A 15,947-nucleotide genomic window follows, 5' to 3' on the forward strand; every position below is an offset into this window, starting at 1 on the left:
CTCTCACCTCAAACAGCCAATGCGTCAGACCGTGGCCCGGACTGATTCTTCGGTCAGCCTGCCCTGCTGGAGCCGAAGCGGGGGTCCGTCATGTTGGCCAGCGCCCTGTCGTACGTGACCACCAGGATGGTGGTGTTGTGGTTACGGCTGAGTGCGTTGAGGAGCTCGATGATGTGGTCACCGGTCTGCTCATCGAGGTTGCCGGTGGGCTCGTCCGCGAGGATCAGCTGGGTTCGTTGGCGAGCGCGCGGGCAATGGCCACCCGCTGCTGCTCGCCGCCGGACAGCCGGTTGATGCGCCGCACCTGCTTCTCCGGGTCCAGCTGTACCTGCTCCAGCAGGTCCTTCGCCCGCTGCATACGCTCGGCCGATGTCCCTACGCCGGTACTCGGTCAGCTTGCCGTCCGGCATTCCGAAGAGGCTCACGCCGTTCACGACGACGTCTCCGCTGGTGGGTTTGTCCAGCGCACCGAGGAGGGACAACAGGGTGCTCTTGCCGCTGCCGCTCTTGCCCACGATGGACGCCAGGGTGCCCTGTTCGAGGACGAAACTCACGTCGTGACAGGTTTGATGGTGCGGTCGCCGGAGTTGAACGCGCGGAGCAGGTTCTTGACTTCGATCATGGTTATTCTCCTCGCAGGACTTCCATGGGACGGATGCGCCCCGTGAGCAGCGCCGGGATCAGCGCGCCGATGATGGCCACGCCGCGCCCTGTGGAGGCCGCCGTCGTCGTTGTTGAACTGGAACTGATCAGCGCGGAAGCGATGCCCCCGCTGGCGAAGGACACGACGGCGGCACCCACCACGCTGCCTATGGCCACCACTACCAGCTGTGAATGCACGAGTGCGAGAGGGGTGGCGGAAAACCCGCGTTAAGTGAGAGAGGGTTGGCCCAAAACCCGCGTTAAGTGCGAGAGGGTTGGGGCCCGGGGGTAAGCAAAAGGCCCCGGTCCGCCGGTGCCGGCGGGCCGGGGCCCGGTGGTGCAGGTTACTAGGTAACAGCCTTACTTGGTGATCGGGCCGAGAACCGGATCGTCCACGTAGGCCGTCTTCACGTTCTCCTTGGTCACGATAACCGGCGGAAGCAGGTAGGCCGGAACCACCTTCACCGTGTTGTTGTACGACTTGTCATCGTTGACCTCAGGCTTCTTGCCTGCCTGGAGGTCCTTGACCATGACGATCGCGTGCTCAACGAGTTTGCGGGTGTCCTTGTTGATGGTGGAGTACTGCTCGCCATTCATGATCGACTTCACGGACTCAACTTCGGAGTCCTGGCCTGTGACCACAGGAATCGGCTTGCCGGCCGCCTTGACTGAGGTGATGACAGCCCTGGCGAGAGTGTCGTTCGGTGAGAGGACGCCATCCAGCGAGGCCGAACCGTATGAACCGGTCAACAGGGTATCCATCCGCCGCTGGGCGTTCTCAGCCTTCCAGTCCTGCGTGACCGCTTTTTCAAAGGTGGTCTGGCCGGAGAGTACGTTCAGCGTCTTGTCGTCGATCTTCGGCTTGAGGACCGACATGGCGCCGTCAAAGAAGACCTTCGCATTGGCGTCGTCGGGCGAACCCGCCAGAAGCTCAATGTTGTACGGACCCGCGGGCTTCTTGGCCTTCATGCCGTCCAACAGGGCCTGCCCCTGGAGCACGCCCACCTTGAAGTTGTCGTAAGCCACGTAGTAGTCCACATTGGCGGTGTTCAGCAGGAGGCGGTCGTAGGCGATGATGGTGGCCCCGGCATCCTTGGCCTGCTGGAGCTGGGTACCCAGCTGGGAGCCGTCAAGGGCGCCCACAATAATCACCTTGGCGCCCTTGGCGATCATGGCGCTGATCTGGTTTTGCTGCTCTGCCACACCGTTGTTGGCGAACTGGACGGTCGGCTTGAAGCCGGCGCTGCTGAGTCCGTCGTTGAACAGCTTTTCCGCCAGAACCCAGTTCTCGCTGGTCTTCTTGGGAAGTGCAACGCCGATCGCGGAGTCCTGGGCGAAGCCGCCTGTTCCCCCGCTGGCACCGCCGCCCGAGGTGCTTGGTTCGGAACGTCCGCAGCCTGTCAGCGCCAACGCTGCGATCGCAGCTACCGCTGCTGCCTTTCCTGCTTTGCCAAACATTCGCATTTCTGTGTCCACTTTCTTTTGGGGTGTTGGGTCAGGAAGCTAACGTGCTCAGGCTTCCTTGGAAATGGTTTCTCTGGTGGAGGTGACCTCGTCAGGCTGCAGCGGTGTGCCCGGGCCGCCCGACGAGCGGTTGAAGTTCCTCATCATCAGCCCGATGATGGACGCCCGGCCCTGCGACTTGTTATAGACGTCGATGGCCACGGCCACCAGCAGCACCAGGCCTTTGATCATGGACTGCCAGTCGGCGCCTACGCTGAGTAGCTGCAGGCCATTGTTCAGGACGGCCATGACCAGGCCTCCGACGATGGATCCGATCACGGTACCCACGCCGCCGGTGACTGCCGCGCCGCCGATAAAGACAGCGGCGATGGCGTCAAGTTCCCAGCCGGTGCCGTCCGACGGGCCTGCAGAAGTGGAGCGGGCCACGAAGATCATTCCGGCCAGTCCGGCGATGATGGACATGTTCATCATGACCAGGAAGTTGATCTTCTTGGACTTCACACCTGAGAGTTCCGCCGCGTGGCGGTTGCCGCCGACGGCGTAGACGTGGCGGCCAACCACGGTCTTGGAAGAGATAAAGCCGTAGACCAAAACCATGACGGCGAGGATGAGGCCCGGAATCGGGAAAGACGTGCCGGGACGGCCGGTGGCGAACAAGTACGTTGCGTAGAGGATGGCTCCACAGATCAGGACGAGCCGAAGGATGCTCACCCAGGTCTCCGAAACCTCCGCGCCGAGCGCCTTGGCGGTGCGCCGCCGTCGGACTTCTCCGAAGATCACGAACGCGACGCCTGCAAGCCCCAGAAGCACGGTGAGGTTGTTGAAGCCAGTGTCCGGCCCTACTTCAGGGAGGTAGCCGGCGCCGATGTACTGGAACTCCCTCGGGACGGGAATCGAGTTGGACTGGCCAACGAACTGCTGTGCACCGCGGAAGATCAGCATGCCTGCCAGGGTCACAATGAACGCTGGTATGCCCACATACGCTGTCCACATGCCTTGCCACGCGCCGATCAGGGCGCCGAGGCCCAGCCCCAGCAGGATCGCAACGAACCAGGGGAGGTGCCAGTCCCGCATGCAGATGGCCACCACCATGCCCACGAACGCCGCCACCGAGCCCACCGATAGGTCGATGTGCCCGGCGATGATGACCAGCACCATGCCGATGGCCAGGATAAGGATGTAGGAGTTTCCGTTGAAGAGGTTGATAACGTTGCCCGGGGTGAGGGTGATGCCGCCTGTAAGCCACTGGAAGAGAACTATCAGAGCCACTAGGGCAAAGATCATCCCGAACTGGCGGGTGTCGCCACCGAAGAGTTTCTTGAGCGCGTTCATTGTTTTCGGTCCTCGTATCTGGAATATTCTGGAAGGCTCCAGAGGATTAGGCGGCTTTTCGGGCGGAGGTCATGAGCTTCATCAGGCTTTCCTGGCTCGCTTCCTCTTTGTCGAGTACGCCCGTGATGGCGCCCTCGAAAATGGTGTAAATGCGGTCCGAGAGTCCCAGCAGTTCAGGCAGTTCGGAGGAAATCACAATCACGCCTTTCCCCTGGTTGGCCAGTTGCTGGATGATGCCGTAGATCTCGTATTTGGCTCCGACATCGATCCCGCGGGTGGGTTCATCAAGTATCAGCAGTTCCGGGTCCGTGAACATCCACTTGGCCAGAACCACCTTCTGTTGGTTCCCGCCCGACAGCTTGGCCACGCCTTCCTGCACCGAGGGGGCCTTTGTCCGCAGGGACTTCCGGTACTCCTCGGCAACCGCAAACTCCTTGTTGGTGTCCACCACGCTGCGTTTGCTGATCTTCTCCAGGTTGGCTGACACCGTGGTTGTTTTGATGTCATCGAGCAGGTTCAGGCCGAGCGACTTCCGGTCTTCGGTGACGTAGCCAAGGCCGGCGTCGATGGCCTGGTGAACGCTCTTGAGTGTTAATTCCTTGCCATGCATGTAGATCTGTCCGGAGACGAAATGGCCGTAGGACCGGCCGAAGACGGAACGGGCCAGTTCGGTGCGCCCGGCGCCCATGAGCCCCGCAAATCCGACGATCTCGCCGCGGCGCACAAAGAAGTTCGAGTTCTTGCAAACCATACGGTCTTGGATCTGCGGATGTGCCACGTTCCAGTTCTTGACCTCGAACAGCACCTCGCCGATCTTGGGCGTGTGGTCCGGGAAGCGCGATTCAAGGGCACGGCCCACCATGCCCTTGATGATGCGGTCCTCGTCCACGCCGTCGGCCTTGACGTCGAGGGTCTCGATCGATTTGCCGTCGCGGATGATGGTGATGGAATCGGCGATCTGCTCGATCTCGTTGAGCTTGTGCGAAATGATGATCGATGTGATGCCCCTGCCCTTCAGGCCCAGCATCAGGTCGAGCAGGTGTTGGGAGTCCGATTCGTTCAAAGCCGCCGTGGGTTCGTCCAGGATGAGGATTTTCACGGACTTGTTCAGGGCCTTGGCGATCTCCACCAACTGCTGCTTGCCGACGCCGATCTCCTTGATAGGGGTGTCCGGGTCATCCCGGAGGCCGACGCGCGCCAGCAGATCCAGGGACCGCAACCTGGCCTCGGCCCAGTTGATCACGCCCCGCTTGGTGGGTTCGTTGCCCAGGAAGATGTTCTCCATGATGGACAGCTCGGGGATCAGTGCCAGTTCCTGGTGGATGATCACGATGCCGGCCTGCTCGCTGGCCCGGATGTCCCGGAACTGCTGGACCTCGTTCTGGTACACGATGTCGCCGTCGTAGCTGCCGTACGGGTAGACACCCGAGAGCACTTTCATCAGGGTGGATTTGCCGGCGCCGTTTTCGCCGCAGATGGCGTGGATCTCGCCTGCCTTTACGCTGAGGCTTACTTCCGACAATGCCTTGACGCCGGGAAATTCCTTGGTGATGGAGCGCATCTCCAGGATTACGGGGTCTGTATGCGTGGGATGGGACGTCATATGCCCTTACGCCTCCAATAGTGACTTCGTTGTCCGCCCCGCAAAACGCAGGGCCGTCTGATGAAAAAGTAAACTGGATCACACCGGTTGTCGTCAAGTCTTTAACGCAATTGGCGGATAACAAAATGGTCTAGGTGCTGCGGATCCCGGCGTGCTGGAAGACCAGGGCCGCCGCCCCCAAGGCTTCTGCGCGGTCCCCGAGGGAAGACATCGTCAGGGTGGTGGTCTCGCCCACCACCGGTACGGCGTGGCGGATCAAGCCCCGGCGGATGGGGTCGAGCAGCAAGTCGCCCAGCCCCGCAAGGGGGCCACCCACCACAATCACTTCGGGGTTGATCAGGTTGGCCACATTGCCCAGTGCGCGCCCGACAGCCAAACCGGCGTCGTCCACCACGCGCAAGGTGGCAGGGTCGCGGGCCAACGCTTTCCGCACGATGTCCGCCGGGCTGGCAGGCGGGTCCTCGCCCCGGCTGAGCAGCTCGATCATGGTGGTGGTGGAGGCGATGGTTTCCAGGCAGCCGCGGTTGCCGCAACGGCACACCAGTCCGTGTTCGTGGATGGTGGCGTGACCGATTTCGCCGGTGATGCCCACGGTGCCGTAGTAGGGCGCGCCGTTGAGGATCAGGCCGGCGCCGATGCCTGATCCGATCTTGAGGAACATCAGGTTGCTGACCCCTGTGTGGGGCCCCCATGTGACCTCAGACCATGCGCCCAGGTTGGCGTCGTTATCAACGAACACGGGCATTTTGAGGGTTTCTTCAAGGTGTTGCAGGATGTTGATTCCCACCCACTCCGGAAGGATGGCACCCTGAGCCACGGTGCCGGTCCGCCGGTCAATAGGTCCCGGGATTCCGACGCCGGCACCCACCACGGCGGCACGGTCCACTCCGCTTTCCAGTAGCAGCTTGTCAAGGAGCAGGACGGCGGCGTCGATGCCTTCCTCCGACTGGTGGCCCAGCGGAAGGAGCACTGATTCCTCAGCGATGACGTGGTAGCTCAGCGAAGCCAGGACGACGCGCAGGTGCCGCCTGCCGAAGTCGATGCCGACTGCCACTGCGCCGTTGCTGTTGAGCCGGACATTGAGCGCCCGGCGGCCGGAACTGGTGATCGGCTCGGTGGACGCCAGCCCCGCGTCCTGCATGATTCTGACGATGTTGGAGACCGTGGCGGTGGACAGCCCGGTCTGCCGGGCAAGCTCGGCCTGGGTGGAGGGGCCACTCATCAGGGTCTCGATGATCCGCTGCTTGTTCAGCTGCCTGAGGGCGGACTGGGACCCCGGATTATGTGGCCTGCTCTTCGTCGAGCGCGGTGTGGGGGACATAGAAAGAAGATTGCCCTACTCTGGCTACTGCGGTCAAGAAGTTAACGCAACTATCTGGAACCTACCCGTGAAGGTCGCGGTGGGCGCGGGCAAGTTCAACATAGCGCTCGGCGTTCCGTTTGACGCCGTCGAACTCCTCGTCCGTGAGCTCCCGCCGGACCTTGGCAGGGACGCCTGCCACCAGCGAGCGGGGCGGCACAACCGTCCCCTCCAGGACCACGGCGCCGGCCGCCACCAGTGAGCCGGCGCCGATGACCGCGCCGTTCAGTATTGTGGCGCCCATGCCGATCAGGCAGTCGTCCTCCACTGTGCAACCGTGCACCACGGCCGCGTGCCCCACGCTGACCCCTGCGCCGACAGTGCAGGGAAAGCCGGGGTCGGCATGCAGCACAACGTTGTCCTGCAGGTTGCTGCCGGGGCCCACCATGATGGCCGCGGTGTCGGCCCTGACGGACACGCCGTAAAAGGCGCTCGAATCCTGGGCGAGGGAGGCGTTGCCAATGATGGACGCGGTGGGTGCGATGAACGCGGTTTCGTGGACGGCCGGCGCGTGGCCGGCAAAAGTGTGAAGAGGAGCCATACGGCCAAGCCTAGGACATCCGCCCGTTGGAGGCGGGGGTGCGGAGGAGCAGAAACTGGTGGTGGTGCGTCCGGGCCTGCTCCTCCTCCTCCCCTGAAGAAAGCACGACGGCGATGGGCGCCCCGGGTGCCGTCACCCGCACCAGTTCTCGCAGGACGGCGTCGATATCAGTAGCGGCGCCGATATCGGTTGTAGCTGCGCCGTGCAGCAGCGTACTCGTGGTCCAGGCGGCCGAGAAGGTTCCGTCCGCAAAGGGCAGGTGCCGGGCATCTGCCACGGAGACATCCAGGCCCTTGGCGCGGGCCCAATGGACGTTCTCCTCCGAGGGGTCCACTCCCGTGTAATGGATGCCCGCGCGGACAAACTGCACACCATCAAGGCCCTGGCCGGCGTCGACCTCCAGGACGTCGTGCCTGCCCTCTGCCTTAAGGAGGCTAATGAACCGCCCGCGCTCGGCGTCCCGGCTGGTTGCTGCTGAGTGCTCCATGTCCGTGCGCCGCGACCAGTCAGACGGGGGCGGCTAGTTGAAGACCACGGTCCGGTTGCCGTCCAGCAGCACCCTGTGCTCCGCGTGCCACTGGACCGCCTGGGTCAGTGTGCGGCCCTCGACGTCCCGGCCCATTTGCACAAACTGTTCCGGGGTCCGGGCGTGGTCTACCCGGATGACTTCCTGCTCAATGATGGGGCCTTCGTCCAAGGCAGCGGTGACGTAATGGGCGGTGGCGCCGATCAGCTTCACCCCGCGCGCATGGGCCTGGTGGTACGGCTTGGCACCCTTGAAGGAGGGCAGGAACGAATGGTGGATGTTGATGGCCTTGCCGGTCAGCTCCGCACAGAGGTCATCGGAAATGATCTGCATGTAGCGGGCCAGCACCGTGAGCTCGATATCGTGTTCGGCCATCAGGGCACGAAGTTTGTCCTCGGCTTCCGCTTTGGTCTGCGGCGTGACGGGGATGTAGTGGAACGGGATGCCGTAGAACTCGGCCAGGCCGGCGAGGTCCCGGTGATTCGAGACGACGGCGGGAATCTCGATGGGAAGGGTGCCGGAACGCTGCTGGAAAAGAATGTCGTTGAGGCAGTGCGCTGACGTGCTGGCCATCAGCAGGGTCCGCACCTTCTGGCCGACGGCGTTGAGGCTCCACTGCATCCCGAAGGCCGCGGCCACCGGCTCAAGGGCGGCCTGTAGCTCGGCCCGGGAGGCCGTCGTCGTGGCTTCCACGCGCATAAAGAAGTTCGCGGTTGCGGGGCTGCCATATTGCTGCGAGTCCAAAATATTACAGCCAGCCACCAGCAGGGCGCCGGCCACGGCGTGGACGATTCCGGGGCGGTCCGGGCAGGACAGTGTTAATACATACGCTTTGTTCAGCTGCTCATCACTCACGACAATTAGCCTACCCGCGTGGCACGGGCGTTTTTGGTAGTCTGAGGAGGTCGCAACTGGCGTTGGGTGGCTTAACCACCAGGGAGCGGCAATCACGAAGACCACGGATCGTACGCCTGGGCCGAGGGTCATGTTTTGCCGGAGAAGAGCTGCGACCCGCGGGGAACAGCATCATCCTGTGCGCTTTTCCGCCCTGTCATCAAGGGGCGGTGCCGAACGCCAGCCGGTAGCCTGACCTTAGCAGTGCCCGTATCCCTAGCCAGGAGTTTTTCGTGACTACTACCGCCACCACAACAGCCGAAGTCAGCAACCAGTCGCTGGCCGAGCTTGATCCCGAAATCGCTGCAGTCCTCGAGCAGGAACTTGGCCGCCAGCGCGGCACCCTTGAAATGATCGCTTCCGAAAACTTCGCCCCGCGTGCCGTGATGGAAGCCCAGGGCTCCGTCCTCACGAACAAGTACGCCGAGGGTTACCCGGGCCGCCGCTACTACGGCGGCTGCGAGTATGTTGACGTCGCCGAGCAGCTGGCCATCGATCGGGTCAAGGCACTCTTCGGCGCAGAGTTCGCCAACGTCCAGCCGCACTCCGGTGCGCAGGCCAACGCCGCGGCACTGTCCGCCATGATCACTCCCGGTGACAAGATCCTGGGCCTGTCGCTGGCCCACGGCGGCCACCTGACCCACGGCATGAAGCTGAACTTCTCCGGCAAGCTGTACAACGTGGCTGCCTACCAGGTGGAGGAGGACAACTTCCGCGTGGACATGGACAAGCTCCGCGAGCAGGCCATCGCCGAAAAGCCGCAGGTCATCATCGCCGGCTGGTCCGCTTATCCGCGCCACCTGGACTTCGCAGCCTTCCGCTCCATCGCCGATGAGGTGGGCGCGCTGCTCTGGACCGACATGGCGCACTTCGCAGGCCTGGTTGCAGCTGGCCTGCACCCGAGTCCGGTCCCGCACTCCGACGTCGTCACCTCCACGGTGCACAAGACCCTCGCCGGTCCGCGCTCCGGCGTGATCCTGGCGAAGCAGGAGTGGGCCAAGAAGATCAACTCCAACGTCTTCCCGGGCCAGCAGGGCGGCCCGCTGATGCACGTCATCGCCGCCAAGGCCGTTGCGTTCAAGATCGCCGGCACGGAGGAGTTCAAGGAACGCCAGGAGCGCGTCCTTGAAGGCGCCAAGATCATCGCCGACCGCCTCAACCAGGCCGACGTCGCCGAAGCCGGCGTCTCGGTCCTCACCGGCGGAACCGACGTCCACCTGGTCCTGGTGGACCTGCGCAACTCGCAGCTGGACGGCCAGCAGGCGGAAGACCTCCTGCACTCCGTGGGCATCACGGTGAACCGCAACGCCGTTCCGTTCGACCCGCGCCCGCCGATGGTCACCTCCGGCCTGCGTATCGGCACCCCCGCCCTGGCCACCCGCGGCTTCGGCGCAGCGGAATTCACCGAGGTCGCCGAGATCATCGCCACCGCCCTGAAGGCCGGCTCCGCCACCGACGTTGAGGCCCTGCAGTCCCGCGTGGACAAGCTCGCCGCCGACTTCCCGCTGTACCCGCAGCACGAGCAGTGGTGATCCATGACTGAAACCCAAACTGCCAAGATTCTTGATGGCAAGGCGGCCGCCGCCGCCATCAAGTCTGAGCTGGCCGATCGTGTCGCCGCACTGAAGTCCAGTGGCGTCACCCCCGGCATTGCCACCGTGCTGGTGGGCGCAGACCCGGCCTCACAGCTGTACGTGTCCATGAAGCACAAGCAGTCCGTGCAGATCGGGATGAACTCGATCCAGCGTGAGCTGCCGGCCGATGCCACCCAGGCGCAGGTAGAGGCACTCATTGACGAACTCAATGCGGACCCCGCCTGCCACGGATACATTGTGCAGCTGCCGCTGCCCAAGCATTTGGATACCGACGCCGTCCTGGAGCGGATTGACCCCGCCAAGGATGCCGACGGCCTGCATCCGACCAACCTTGGCCGGCTGGTGCTCAACGTGAGTGGCGAGATCACCTCGCCGCTGCCGTGCACGCCCCGCGGCGTCATCGAGCTTCTGGAGCGGAACGGCTACAGCCTCGCCGGCAAGCATGTTGTGGTGGTCGGGCGCGGTGTCACGGTGGGACGTACCATCGGCCTGCTGCTCACCCGCCGGTCCGTGAACGCCACGGTAACGCTGACGCACACGGGCACCGAGAACCTTTCGGAGCTGCTGCGCCAAGCGGACGTCATTGTCGGCGCGGCGGGCGTCAAGCACATCGTCAAGGCAGCAGACGTCAAGCCGGGGGCTGCCCTGCTCGACGTTGGTGTCACGCGGGAAACCGATCCTGAGACGGGCAAGAGCAAGGTCCACGGCGATATCGATCCCGCCGCTGCGGACGTGGCAGGCTGGATTTCGCCGAACCCTGGCGGCGTCGGTCCGATGACGGTGGCACTGCTCATGACCAACGTGGTCGAAGCGGCAGAACGTCAGTTGGCACAGAAAAGCGGTTCCGCAATCGCTTAGTTCCACACCACACACGTAACGCCCGACGGCGGTCCGCACCTTTTCGCTAAGGTGCGGGCCGCCGTCGGCCGTTAAATCCCAACTAGGTAGCAGCAGATGTCGTAATGAGGGCTCAAAACGACATCTACTGCTACTTAGTTGGGGAGGGGAGGGGGGAGTGTTCGCCGGGGGTGGAAGGTGCAAAAGGCCCCCGCAGGGTTTGAGACAATGGACCCATGCAATCTCTGGGTAACCCACAGTCTCCGTCCGGCCGGTCCAAGGGCGGCTTCTCCATGCTCCGGATCAGCGGCCCGGGGATGATGGTCTTTATCATCGCCTTCCTGGTTGCCGTAATCTTCGCCGCGAACCAGAACGACGTCGTGGGGTGGGTTGTGGCGGTCATCGCGGCCTTCTGGCTCGCGCTCGCCTGCTTCGTGGTGTTCAGCATCCAGAAGGCAGCCAAGAAAGCCGGCGCCAAGCTGACGGAAGCCCAGAATGCCTTCAACAGCGCCGCTGGCCGTGCGCCGTCGTCGGCCTCCGCTGACCACGGCGGCACCCGGGTGGTGTCCGAGCGGTCCGAGGCGGACGAGGTCCGGGACCTCAAGCTGGATCACTCCTTCAAGATCGTGCAGGTGCAGATCCGGGTGGTGGAGCAGGAACGGGCCAAGGGCGAAGGCGCGGACCAGGACACCATCCGCCGCGCGCTGGAAACCATCGAGATCACCGCAACGAACGCCCGTGACATGATCCGCTCCGCCGGCAGCGCCGGCGACCCGGTCAGCGGAACCATCATCGACTAGAGTAGTGCGGGTGAGTTCGGCATTGAAGAAGGATCACCTTCGCATCGCGTCAGTCAACGTCAACGGCCTCCGGGCTGCCTATAAGAACGGCATGGCGGCCTGGCTGGAGCCCCGCGAAGTGGATATCCTCTGCCTCCAGGAGGTCCGGGCACCCGACGCGATCGTCCGCCAGCTGCTCGGCGACGGCTGGCACATCCTGCACGCCGAGGCGGAAGCCAAGGGCCGCGCCGGGGTCGCCATCGCGTCCCGCGAAGAACCCCTGTACACCCGCAACGGCATTGGCGATGACTACTTCGCCACCGCCGGCCGCTGGGTGGAAGCCGACTTCAGGCTGACGGACGCCAGCGGCGAACCTGTCCAGCTGACCGTTGCCAGCGCCTACGTGCACTCCGGCGAAGTCGGAACCCCCAAGCAGGTGGACAAGTACCGGTTCCTGGACGCCATGAGCACCCGCCTGCCCGAGCTCACCAAGCACAGCGACCACGCACTGGTGGTGGGTGACCTCAACGTTGGCCACACCGAACGGGACATCCGGAACTGGAAGGGCAACGTCAAGAAGGCCGGCTTCCTGCCCGAAGAACGTGCCTACTTTGACCGCTTCTTCGGCGAGGACGTCGGCTGGAAAGACGTTCACCGCGGCCTGGCAGGCGACGTCGATGGCCCCTACACCTGGTGGTCACAGCGTGGCCAGGCGTTCGATAACGACACCGGTTGGCGCATCGACTACCACCTGGCCACACCGGACCTCGCAGCTGCCGCCTTCTCGGCAGTCGTGGACCGGGCGCCCTCGTGGGACACACGCTTCTCTGACCATGCCCCGCTGGTAGTGGACTACCGGCTCTAAATCCTAAGGTTCCAACGAATGACCAGCTCACCTTCACAGGGCCGCAAACGGATCCTTTCCGGCGCCAAGCCCACTGCCGATTCCCTGCACCTGGGCAACTACATCGGTGCGGTCCGCAACTGGGTGGACATGCAGTCCGCCTACGACGCCGTGTTCTTCATCCCCGATCTGCACGCCATCACTGTGGACTTCGACCCGGCGGAACTCAGCAACCGCACCCGCGTGGTGGCGGCACAGTACATCGCCGCCGGCATCGACCCGGACAAGAGCATTTTCTTCGTCCAGTCCCACGTCCCGGAACATGCGCAGCTGGCGTGGGCGCTGAACTGCATCACCGGATTTGGCGAAGCCTCCCGCATGACCCAGTTCAAGGACAAAACCCAGAAGGCCGGCGCCGATGCCGCCACGCTGGGACTGTTCGCATACCCCACCCTGATGGCCGCCGATATCCTGCTGTACCAGACCGACCTGGTGCCGGTGGGTGAGGACCAGCGCCAGCACCTGGAGCTGACCCGGAACCTGGCCCAGCGGTTCAACACCCGCTTCGGCGAGACCTTCACCGTGCCCGAGGCCACCATCCTCAAGGAAAGCGCGAAGATCTACGACCTGCAGAACCCCACCGCCAAAATGTCGAAGACGGGGGAGTCGCCCAACGGCTCCATCCAGCTCCTGGAAGACCCCAAGGTCGCCGCCAAGCGCATCAAATCGGCCGTGACGGACACCGGCACCGAGATCCGCTTTGACCTCGAAGAAAAGCCGGGCGTCTCCAACCTGCTGACCATATATTCCTCGCTCACCGGCAAATCGGTGGCGGAGCTCGAAGCCGAATACCAAGGCAAGATGTACGGCCACCTGAAGGTGGACCTGGCCGAGGTGATGGTGGACTTCATCACGCCGTTGCGGAACCGCACCAACGAGCTGATGGCGGATCCGGCCGAGCTGGACAGGCTGCTTGCCCAAGGCGCAGAACGTGCCCGTGAGATCGCCTCCGTGACGCTCAGCCAGGTCTACGAGCGGATGGGTTTCCTGCCCTCCCTGCGCCTGGCCGGAGTCCGCTAGAGCAATGCCGGCCGCCAGGACTGTCAGCGAAGGAATGAGCGTCGGTGTCATTCTGGGGTTCCCGCCTGCCATCGCGGCGGAACTGCAGCGGTGGCGGGCTTCGTTCGGTGATCCGATGGCCGGGGTGGTCCCGGCCCACATCACGCTGGTCACCACCACCCCCACCCACGACTGGGAAGCCACCCGCGCCCACGTCCACGAGGTGGCGCGCAACCAGGCCCCGTTCATGGTGACCATCTCCGGCACGGGGACCTTCCGGCCGGTCTCCCCGGTGGTCTACCTCAACGTGGAAGAAGGCTTCGACGCCTGCGTGGACCTGCACGAGAAACTTCAACGCGGTCCACTCCAGCGGGACCTGCCCTTTTCGTACCATCCCCATGTCACCATCGCCCACGATGTTGCCCCGGAGAGCCTCGATGAGGCCGAAACGGTGCTCGAAAGCTACAAGGCCACCTTCCCTGTGGTTAGCATGGGACTCTACGAGCACGATGCTGACGGCATCTGGCAGCTACGGGAAGAGTTGGACTTTGGGACCGAAACTAACGACGACGGCGGGACCGGTGGCTCCAAAACGGACGCCGACGCAAACGGAGCCCCCGCTTCCCACTGAACAGGCCCGCCTGAAGCTGGCCGTCATCCAAAAAAGGATGGATTGGGGCAAGGCCAGGAGGTCCGACGGCGGCCCGCTGGCCAGCCTCATGGCACTGGTCCAATGGCTGCTCGCCCGGCTTAATGCCTTCCGGCCCATGCGCGCGTTTCAGCACTACAACCTTCAGCACGGACCACTGATGAGCGCCGGCATCGGCTTCAACATGTTCTTCTCCATCACCGGCCTCCTGGCCACGGGCTTCTCCATTGCGGGCCTGGTGTTGAGCGGCCAACCAGCCCTCCTGGACACCATCATCGCCAGCGTGGCAAAGAGTGCGCCCGGGCTCCTGAAGGTCGACGGCGGCGCCGGACTGGTCGATCCGAAAGACCTGCTGAACCCCAACGGCCTGGGGTGGACAGCAATTATTGCCGCGGTGGTCACGGTTATTACGTCCCTGGGGTGGATCGCCGGGCTCCGGGACGGCCTTCGCGGCGTGCTGCAGCTGCCGCCGCTGAAGCTCAACATCATCCTGCTGAAGCTGCGCGATGCCGGTACCCTGCTCCTTCTGGGCGTTGCCCTGGTCATCAGTGCGGGAGCTTCCCTGGTGTTCGGCACGGCGGCCGGCTGGGTCAGCGATTTCCTGCGGCTGGACCCTGCCATCGCCGGGCCGCTGACGACGCTGATCAAAATCGGTGTGCCGCTCGTCCTGAGCTGGGTGACCGCCGTCGTGATGTTCCGCCTGACGGGCGGCCTTAAACTGTCCCGGCGGGCCCTGCTGGAGGGGACCATCCTCGCCGCCGTCGGCACCACCATCCTGCAGGTCTTCAGTACCGAACTGCTCGCCGGCGCAGGCCGAAACCCCATCCTCGCGCCATTCGCCATCATCATCGGCCTGCTGATCTGGTTCAACCTGGTGAGCCAGGTCTACCTCGTTTCCGCCGGCTGGTCAGCCATCCGCGAAGGGGATCTCAGGAGCGCCTCTGCCGGCCACGATAAGACGCTCTGGGGCTCCCGCCACATCCAGCCCGGCAAGACTCCCGTGGAGCACGACGGCGGTTCAGGTCCTACTGCCTCTACTGCCCGGCGTCGAGGTATTGGTCGGCCCAGGCAGAAATGATGCGGGCGGCGCGGGCAGCCTGACCCTTGCCGGTCAGGAGGTGGTCGCTTCCCTCGAGCGCGATGAAATTCCGCGGATGGCGCGCGGTCTGGAAGATGGTGCTGGCGTTTTCGATGCCCACTGTGTTGTCCGTGGGGGAGTGCAGCACCATCAGCGGCTTGTGCAGCTGCCGGATGCAGTCCGTGAGGTCGGCGTTCTCCAGGTCCTCCACAAAGTGCTTCCGGATCTCCACGCGCTTCCCGCCCAGGTCCACTTCGGCGCTGCCCTCGCTGAGGATCTTGTCCAGCGCGGCGTCGAACACGTGCGCCACGTGCTTGGGTGAGAACGGGGCACCAACGGTAGCGACGGCGTCGAGCTCGGGAATCTGCCGTGCCGCGGACAGCACGGCCGCGCCGCCGAAGGAGTGGCCCACCAGCAGGGAAATGGCCTTGTCCTGGGCGCGCATGAACTCGGCTGCCTTCACGGTGTCCGCCACCTTGTGGCTGAAAGAGCCCTCCGACCAGTGGCCGGCGGATTCGCCCAGACCCAGGTTATCGAACCGCAGCATGCCGATCCCGGTGTCGGCCAGGGCCTTGCACATCCGTGAGGCCGAAGGGCTGTCCTTGCCCAGGGTGAAGCCGTGCGAGAAAACACCCCAGCCGCGGACTGGTCCCTCCGGCACGTCGATAATGCCGGACAGGATTTCGCCGGTGGAGCCTTCGAAGCTGACTTTTTCGGAACGGGACATGTGTGCTGCTTTCGTGG

At 63.9% G+C, this 15,947-nt stretch carries 16 protein-coding genes, 1 pseudogene and 1 riboswitch; of the genes and pseudogenes, 7 read left to right on the plus strand and 10 right to left on the minus strand.

Annotation, left to right across the window (positions count from 1 at the left end; genetic code table 11):
• Positions 1-24: 24 nt before the first annotated feature.
• The 9 genes and pseudogenes from AB4Y73_RS09985 to purU all read right to left on the minus strand — a co-directional run bounded on the left by AB4Y73_RS09985 (position 25) and on the right by purU (position 8,323).
• Positions 25-622 (minus strand): annotated as a pseudogene (locus tag AB4Y73_RS09985) (ABC transporter ATP-binding protein).
• Positions 623-624: 2 nt separating this feature from the next.
• Positions 625-840: a hypothetical protein gene (locus AB4Y73_RS09990; RefSeq protein WP_441871276.1), complete on the minus strand. Its 216-nt coding sequence runs from the start codon at positions 838-840 to the stop codon at positions 625-627.
• A gap of 162 nt (positions 841-1,002) precedes the next feature.
• Positions 1,003-2,106 (minus strand): substrate-binding domain-containing protein, encoded by a 1,104-nt coding sequence (locus AB4Y73_RS09995; protein WP_441871277.1) that lies wholly within the window; start codon positions 2,104-2,106, stop codon positions 1,003-1,005.
• A gap of 48 nt (positions 2,107-2,154) precedes the next feature.
• The gene (mmsB, locus tag AB4Y73_RS10000; RefSeq protein WP_441871278.1) at positions 2,155-3,438 is read right to left on the minus strand and encodes a multiple monosaccharide ABC transporter permease; all 1,284 of its coding nucleotides are present in this window, start codon (positions 3,436-3,438) and stop codon (positions 2,155-2,157) included.
• Positions 3,439-3,484: 46 nt separating this feature from the next.
• Positions 3,485-5,041: a multiple monosaccharide ABC transporter ATP-binding protein gene (gene mmsA / locus AB4Y73_RS10005; RefSeq protein ID WP_441871279.1), complete on the minus strand. Its 1,557-nt coding sequence runs from the start codon at positions 5,039-5,041 to the stop codon at positions 3,485-3,487.
• A gap of 130 nt (positions 5,042-5,171) precedes the next feature.
• Entirely contained in the window at positions 5,172-6,362 is a 1,191-nt protein-coding gene (locus AB4Y73_RS10010) for an ROK family transcriptional regulator (protein ID WP_441871280.1), read from the minus strand.
• A 61-nt stretch (positions 6,363-6,423) separates the two neighbouring features.
• Complete coding sequence (locus AB4Y73_RS10015) at positions 6,424-6,942, minus strand: gamma carbonic anhydrase family protein (protein ID WP_441871281.1); 519 nt, start codon at positions 6,940-6,942, stop codon at positions 6,424-6,426.
• A gap of 10 nt (positions 6,943-6,952) precedes the next feature.
• Positions 6,953-7,429, minus strand: coding sequence for a class I SAM-dependent methyltransferase (locus AB4Y73_RS10020; protein WP_441871282.1), 477 nt, complete (start codon positions 7,427-7,429; stop codon positions 6,953-6,955).
• Between the two features lie 33 nt (positions 7,430-7,462).
• Complete coding sequence (gene purU, locus AB4Y73_RS10025) at positions 7,463-8,323, minus strand: formyltetrahydrofolate deformylase (RefSeq protein ID WP_441871283.1); 861 nt, start codon at positions 8,321-8,323, stop codon at positions 7,463-7,465.
• A gap of 42 nt (positions 8,324-8,365) precedes the next feature.
• Positions 8,366-8,452: riboswitch (ZMP/ZTP riboswitch) on the plus strand.
• Positions 8,453-8,595: 143 nt separating this feature from the next.
• Here purU and glyA point away from each other — a divergent pair.
• The 7 genes from glyA to AB4Y73_RS10060 all read left to right on the plus strand — a co-directional run bounded on the left by glyA (position 8,596) and on the right by AB4Y73_RS10060 (position 15,203).
• Positions 8,596-9,894: a serine hydroxymethyltransferase gene (glyA, locus tag AB4Y73_RS10030; protein WP_441871284.1), complete on the plus strand. Its 1,299-nt coding sequence runs from the start codon at positions 8,596-8,598 to the stop codon at positions 9,892-9,894.
• Between the two features lie 3 nt (positions 9,895-9,897).
• Positions 9,898-10,815: a bifunctional methylenetetrahydrofolate dehydrogenase/methenyltetrahydrofolate cyclohydrolase gene (locus AB4Y73_RS10035; protein ID WP_441871285.1), complete on the plus strand. Its 918-nt coding sequence runs from the start codon at positions 9,898-9,900 to the stop codon at positions 10,813-10,815.
• Between the two features lie 215 nt (positions 10,816-11,030).
• Positions 11,031-11,594: a hypothetical protein gene (locus AB4Y73_RS10040; protein ID WP_441871286.1), complete on the plus strand. Its 564-nt coding sequence runs from the start codon at positions 11,031-11,033 to the stop codon at positions 11,592-11,594.
• 10 nt (positions 11,595-11,604) lie between these two features.
• Positions 11,605-12,438, plus strand: a complete 834-nt coding sequence (locus AB4Y73_RS10045) for an exodeoxyribonuclease III (RefSeq protein WP_441871287.1) — start codon at positions 11,605-11,607, stop codon at positions 12,436-12,438.
• A gap of 18 nt (positions 12,439-12,456) precedes the next feature.
• The gene (trpS, locus tag AB4Y73_RS10050) at positions 12,457-13,497 is read left to right on the plus strand and encodes a tryptophan--tRNA ligase (protein WP_441871288.1); all 1,041 of its coding nucleotides are present in this window, start codon (positions 12,457-12,459) and stop codon (positions 13,495-13,497) included.
• Positions 13,498-13,501: 4 nt separating this feature from the next.
• Positions 13,502-14,107, plus strand: a complete 606-nt coding sequence (locus AB4Y73_RS10055) for a 2'-5' RNA ligase family protein (protein ID WP_441871289.1) — start codon at positions 13,502-13,504, stop codon at positions 14,105-14,107.
• A 37-nt stretch (positions 14,108-14,144) separates the two neighbouring features.
• On the plus strand, positions 14,145-15,203 hold the full coding sequence (locus tag AB4Y73_RS10060; RefSeq protein WP_441871290.1) for a YihY/virulence factor BrkB family protein: 1,059 nt from the start codon (positions 14,145-14,147) through the stop codon (positions 15,201-15,203).
• Here the strand turns inward: AB4Y73_RS10060 and AB4Y73_RS10065 are convergent.
• The gene (locus tag AB4Y73_RS10065; protein WP_441871291.1) at positions 15,160-15,930 is read right to left on the minus strand and encodes an alpha/beta hydrolase family protein; all 771 of its coding nucleotides are present in this window, start codon (positions 15,928-15,930) and stop codon (positions 15,160-15,162) included. The genes AB4Y73_RS10060 and AB4Y73_RS10065 overlap by 44 nt on opposite strands.
• Between the last annotated feature and the right edge of the window lie 17 nt (positions 15,931-15,947).

Origin of the sequence: Pseudarthrobacter sp. TAF60_1 (assembly GCF_052113505.1) — a bacterium.
GTDB lineage: Bacteria > Actinomycetota > Actinomycetes > Actinomycetales > Micrococcaceae > Arthrobacter.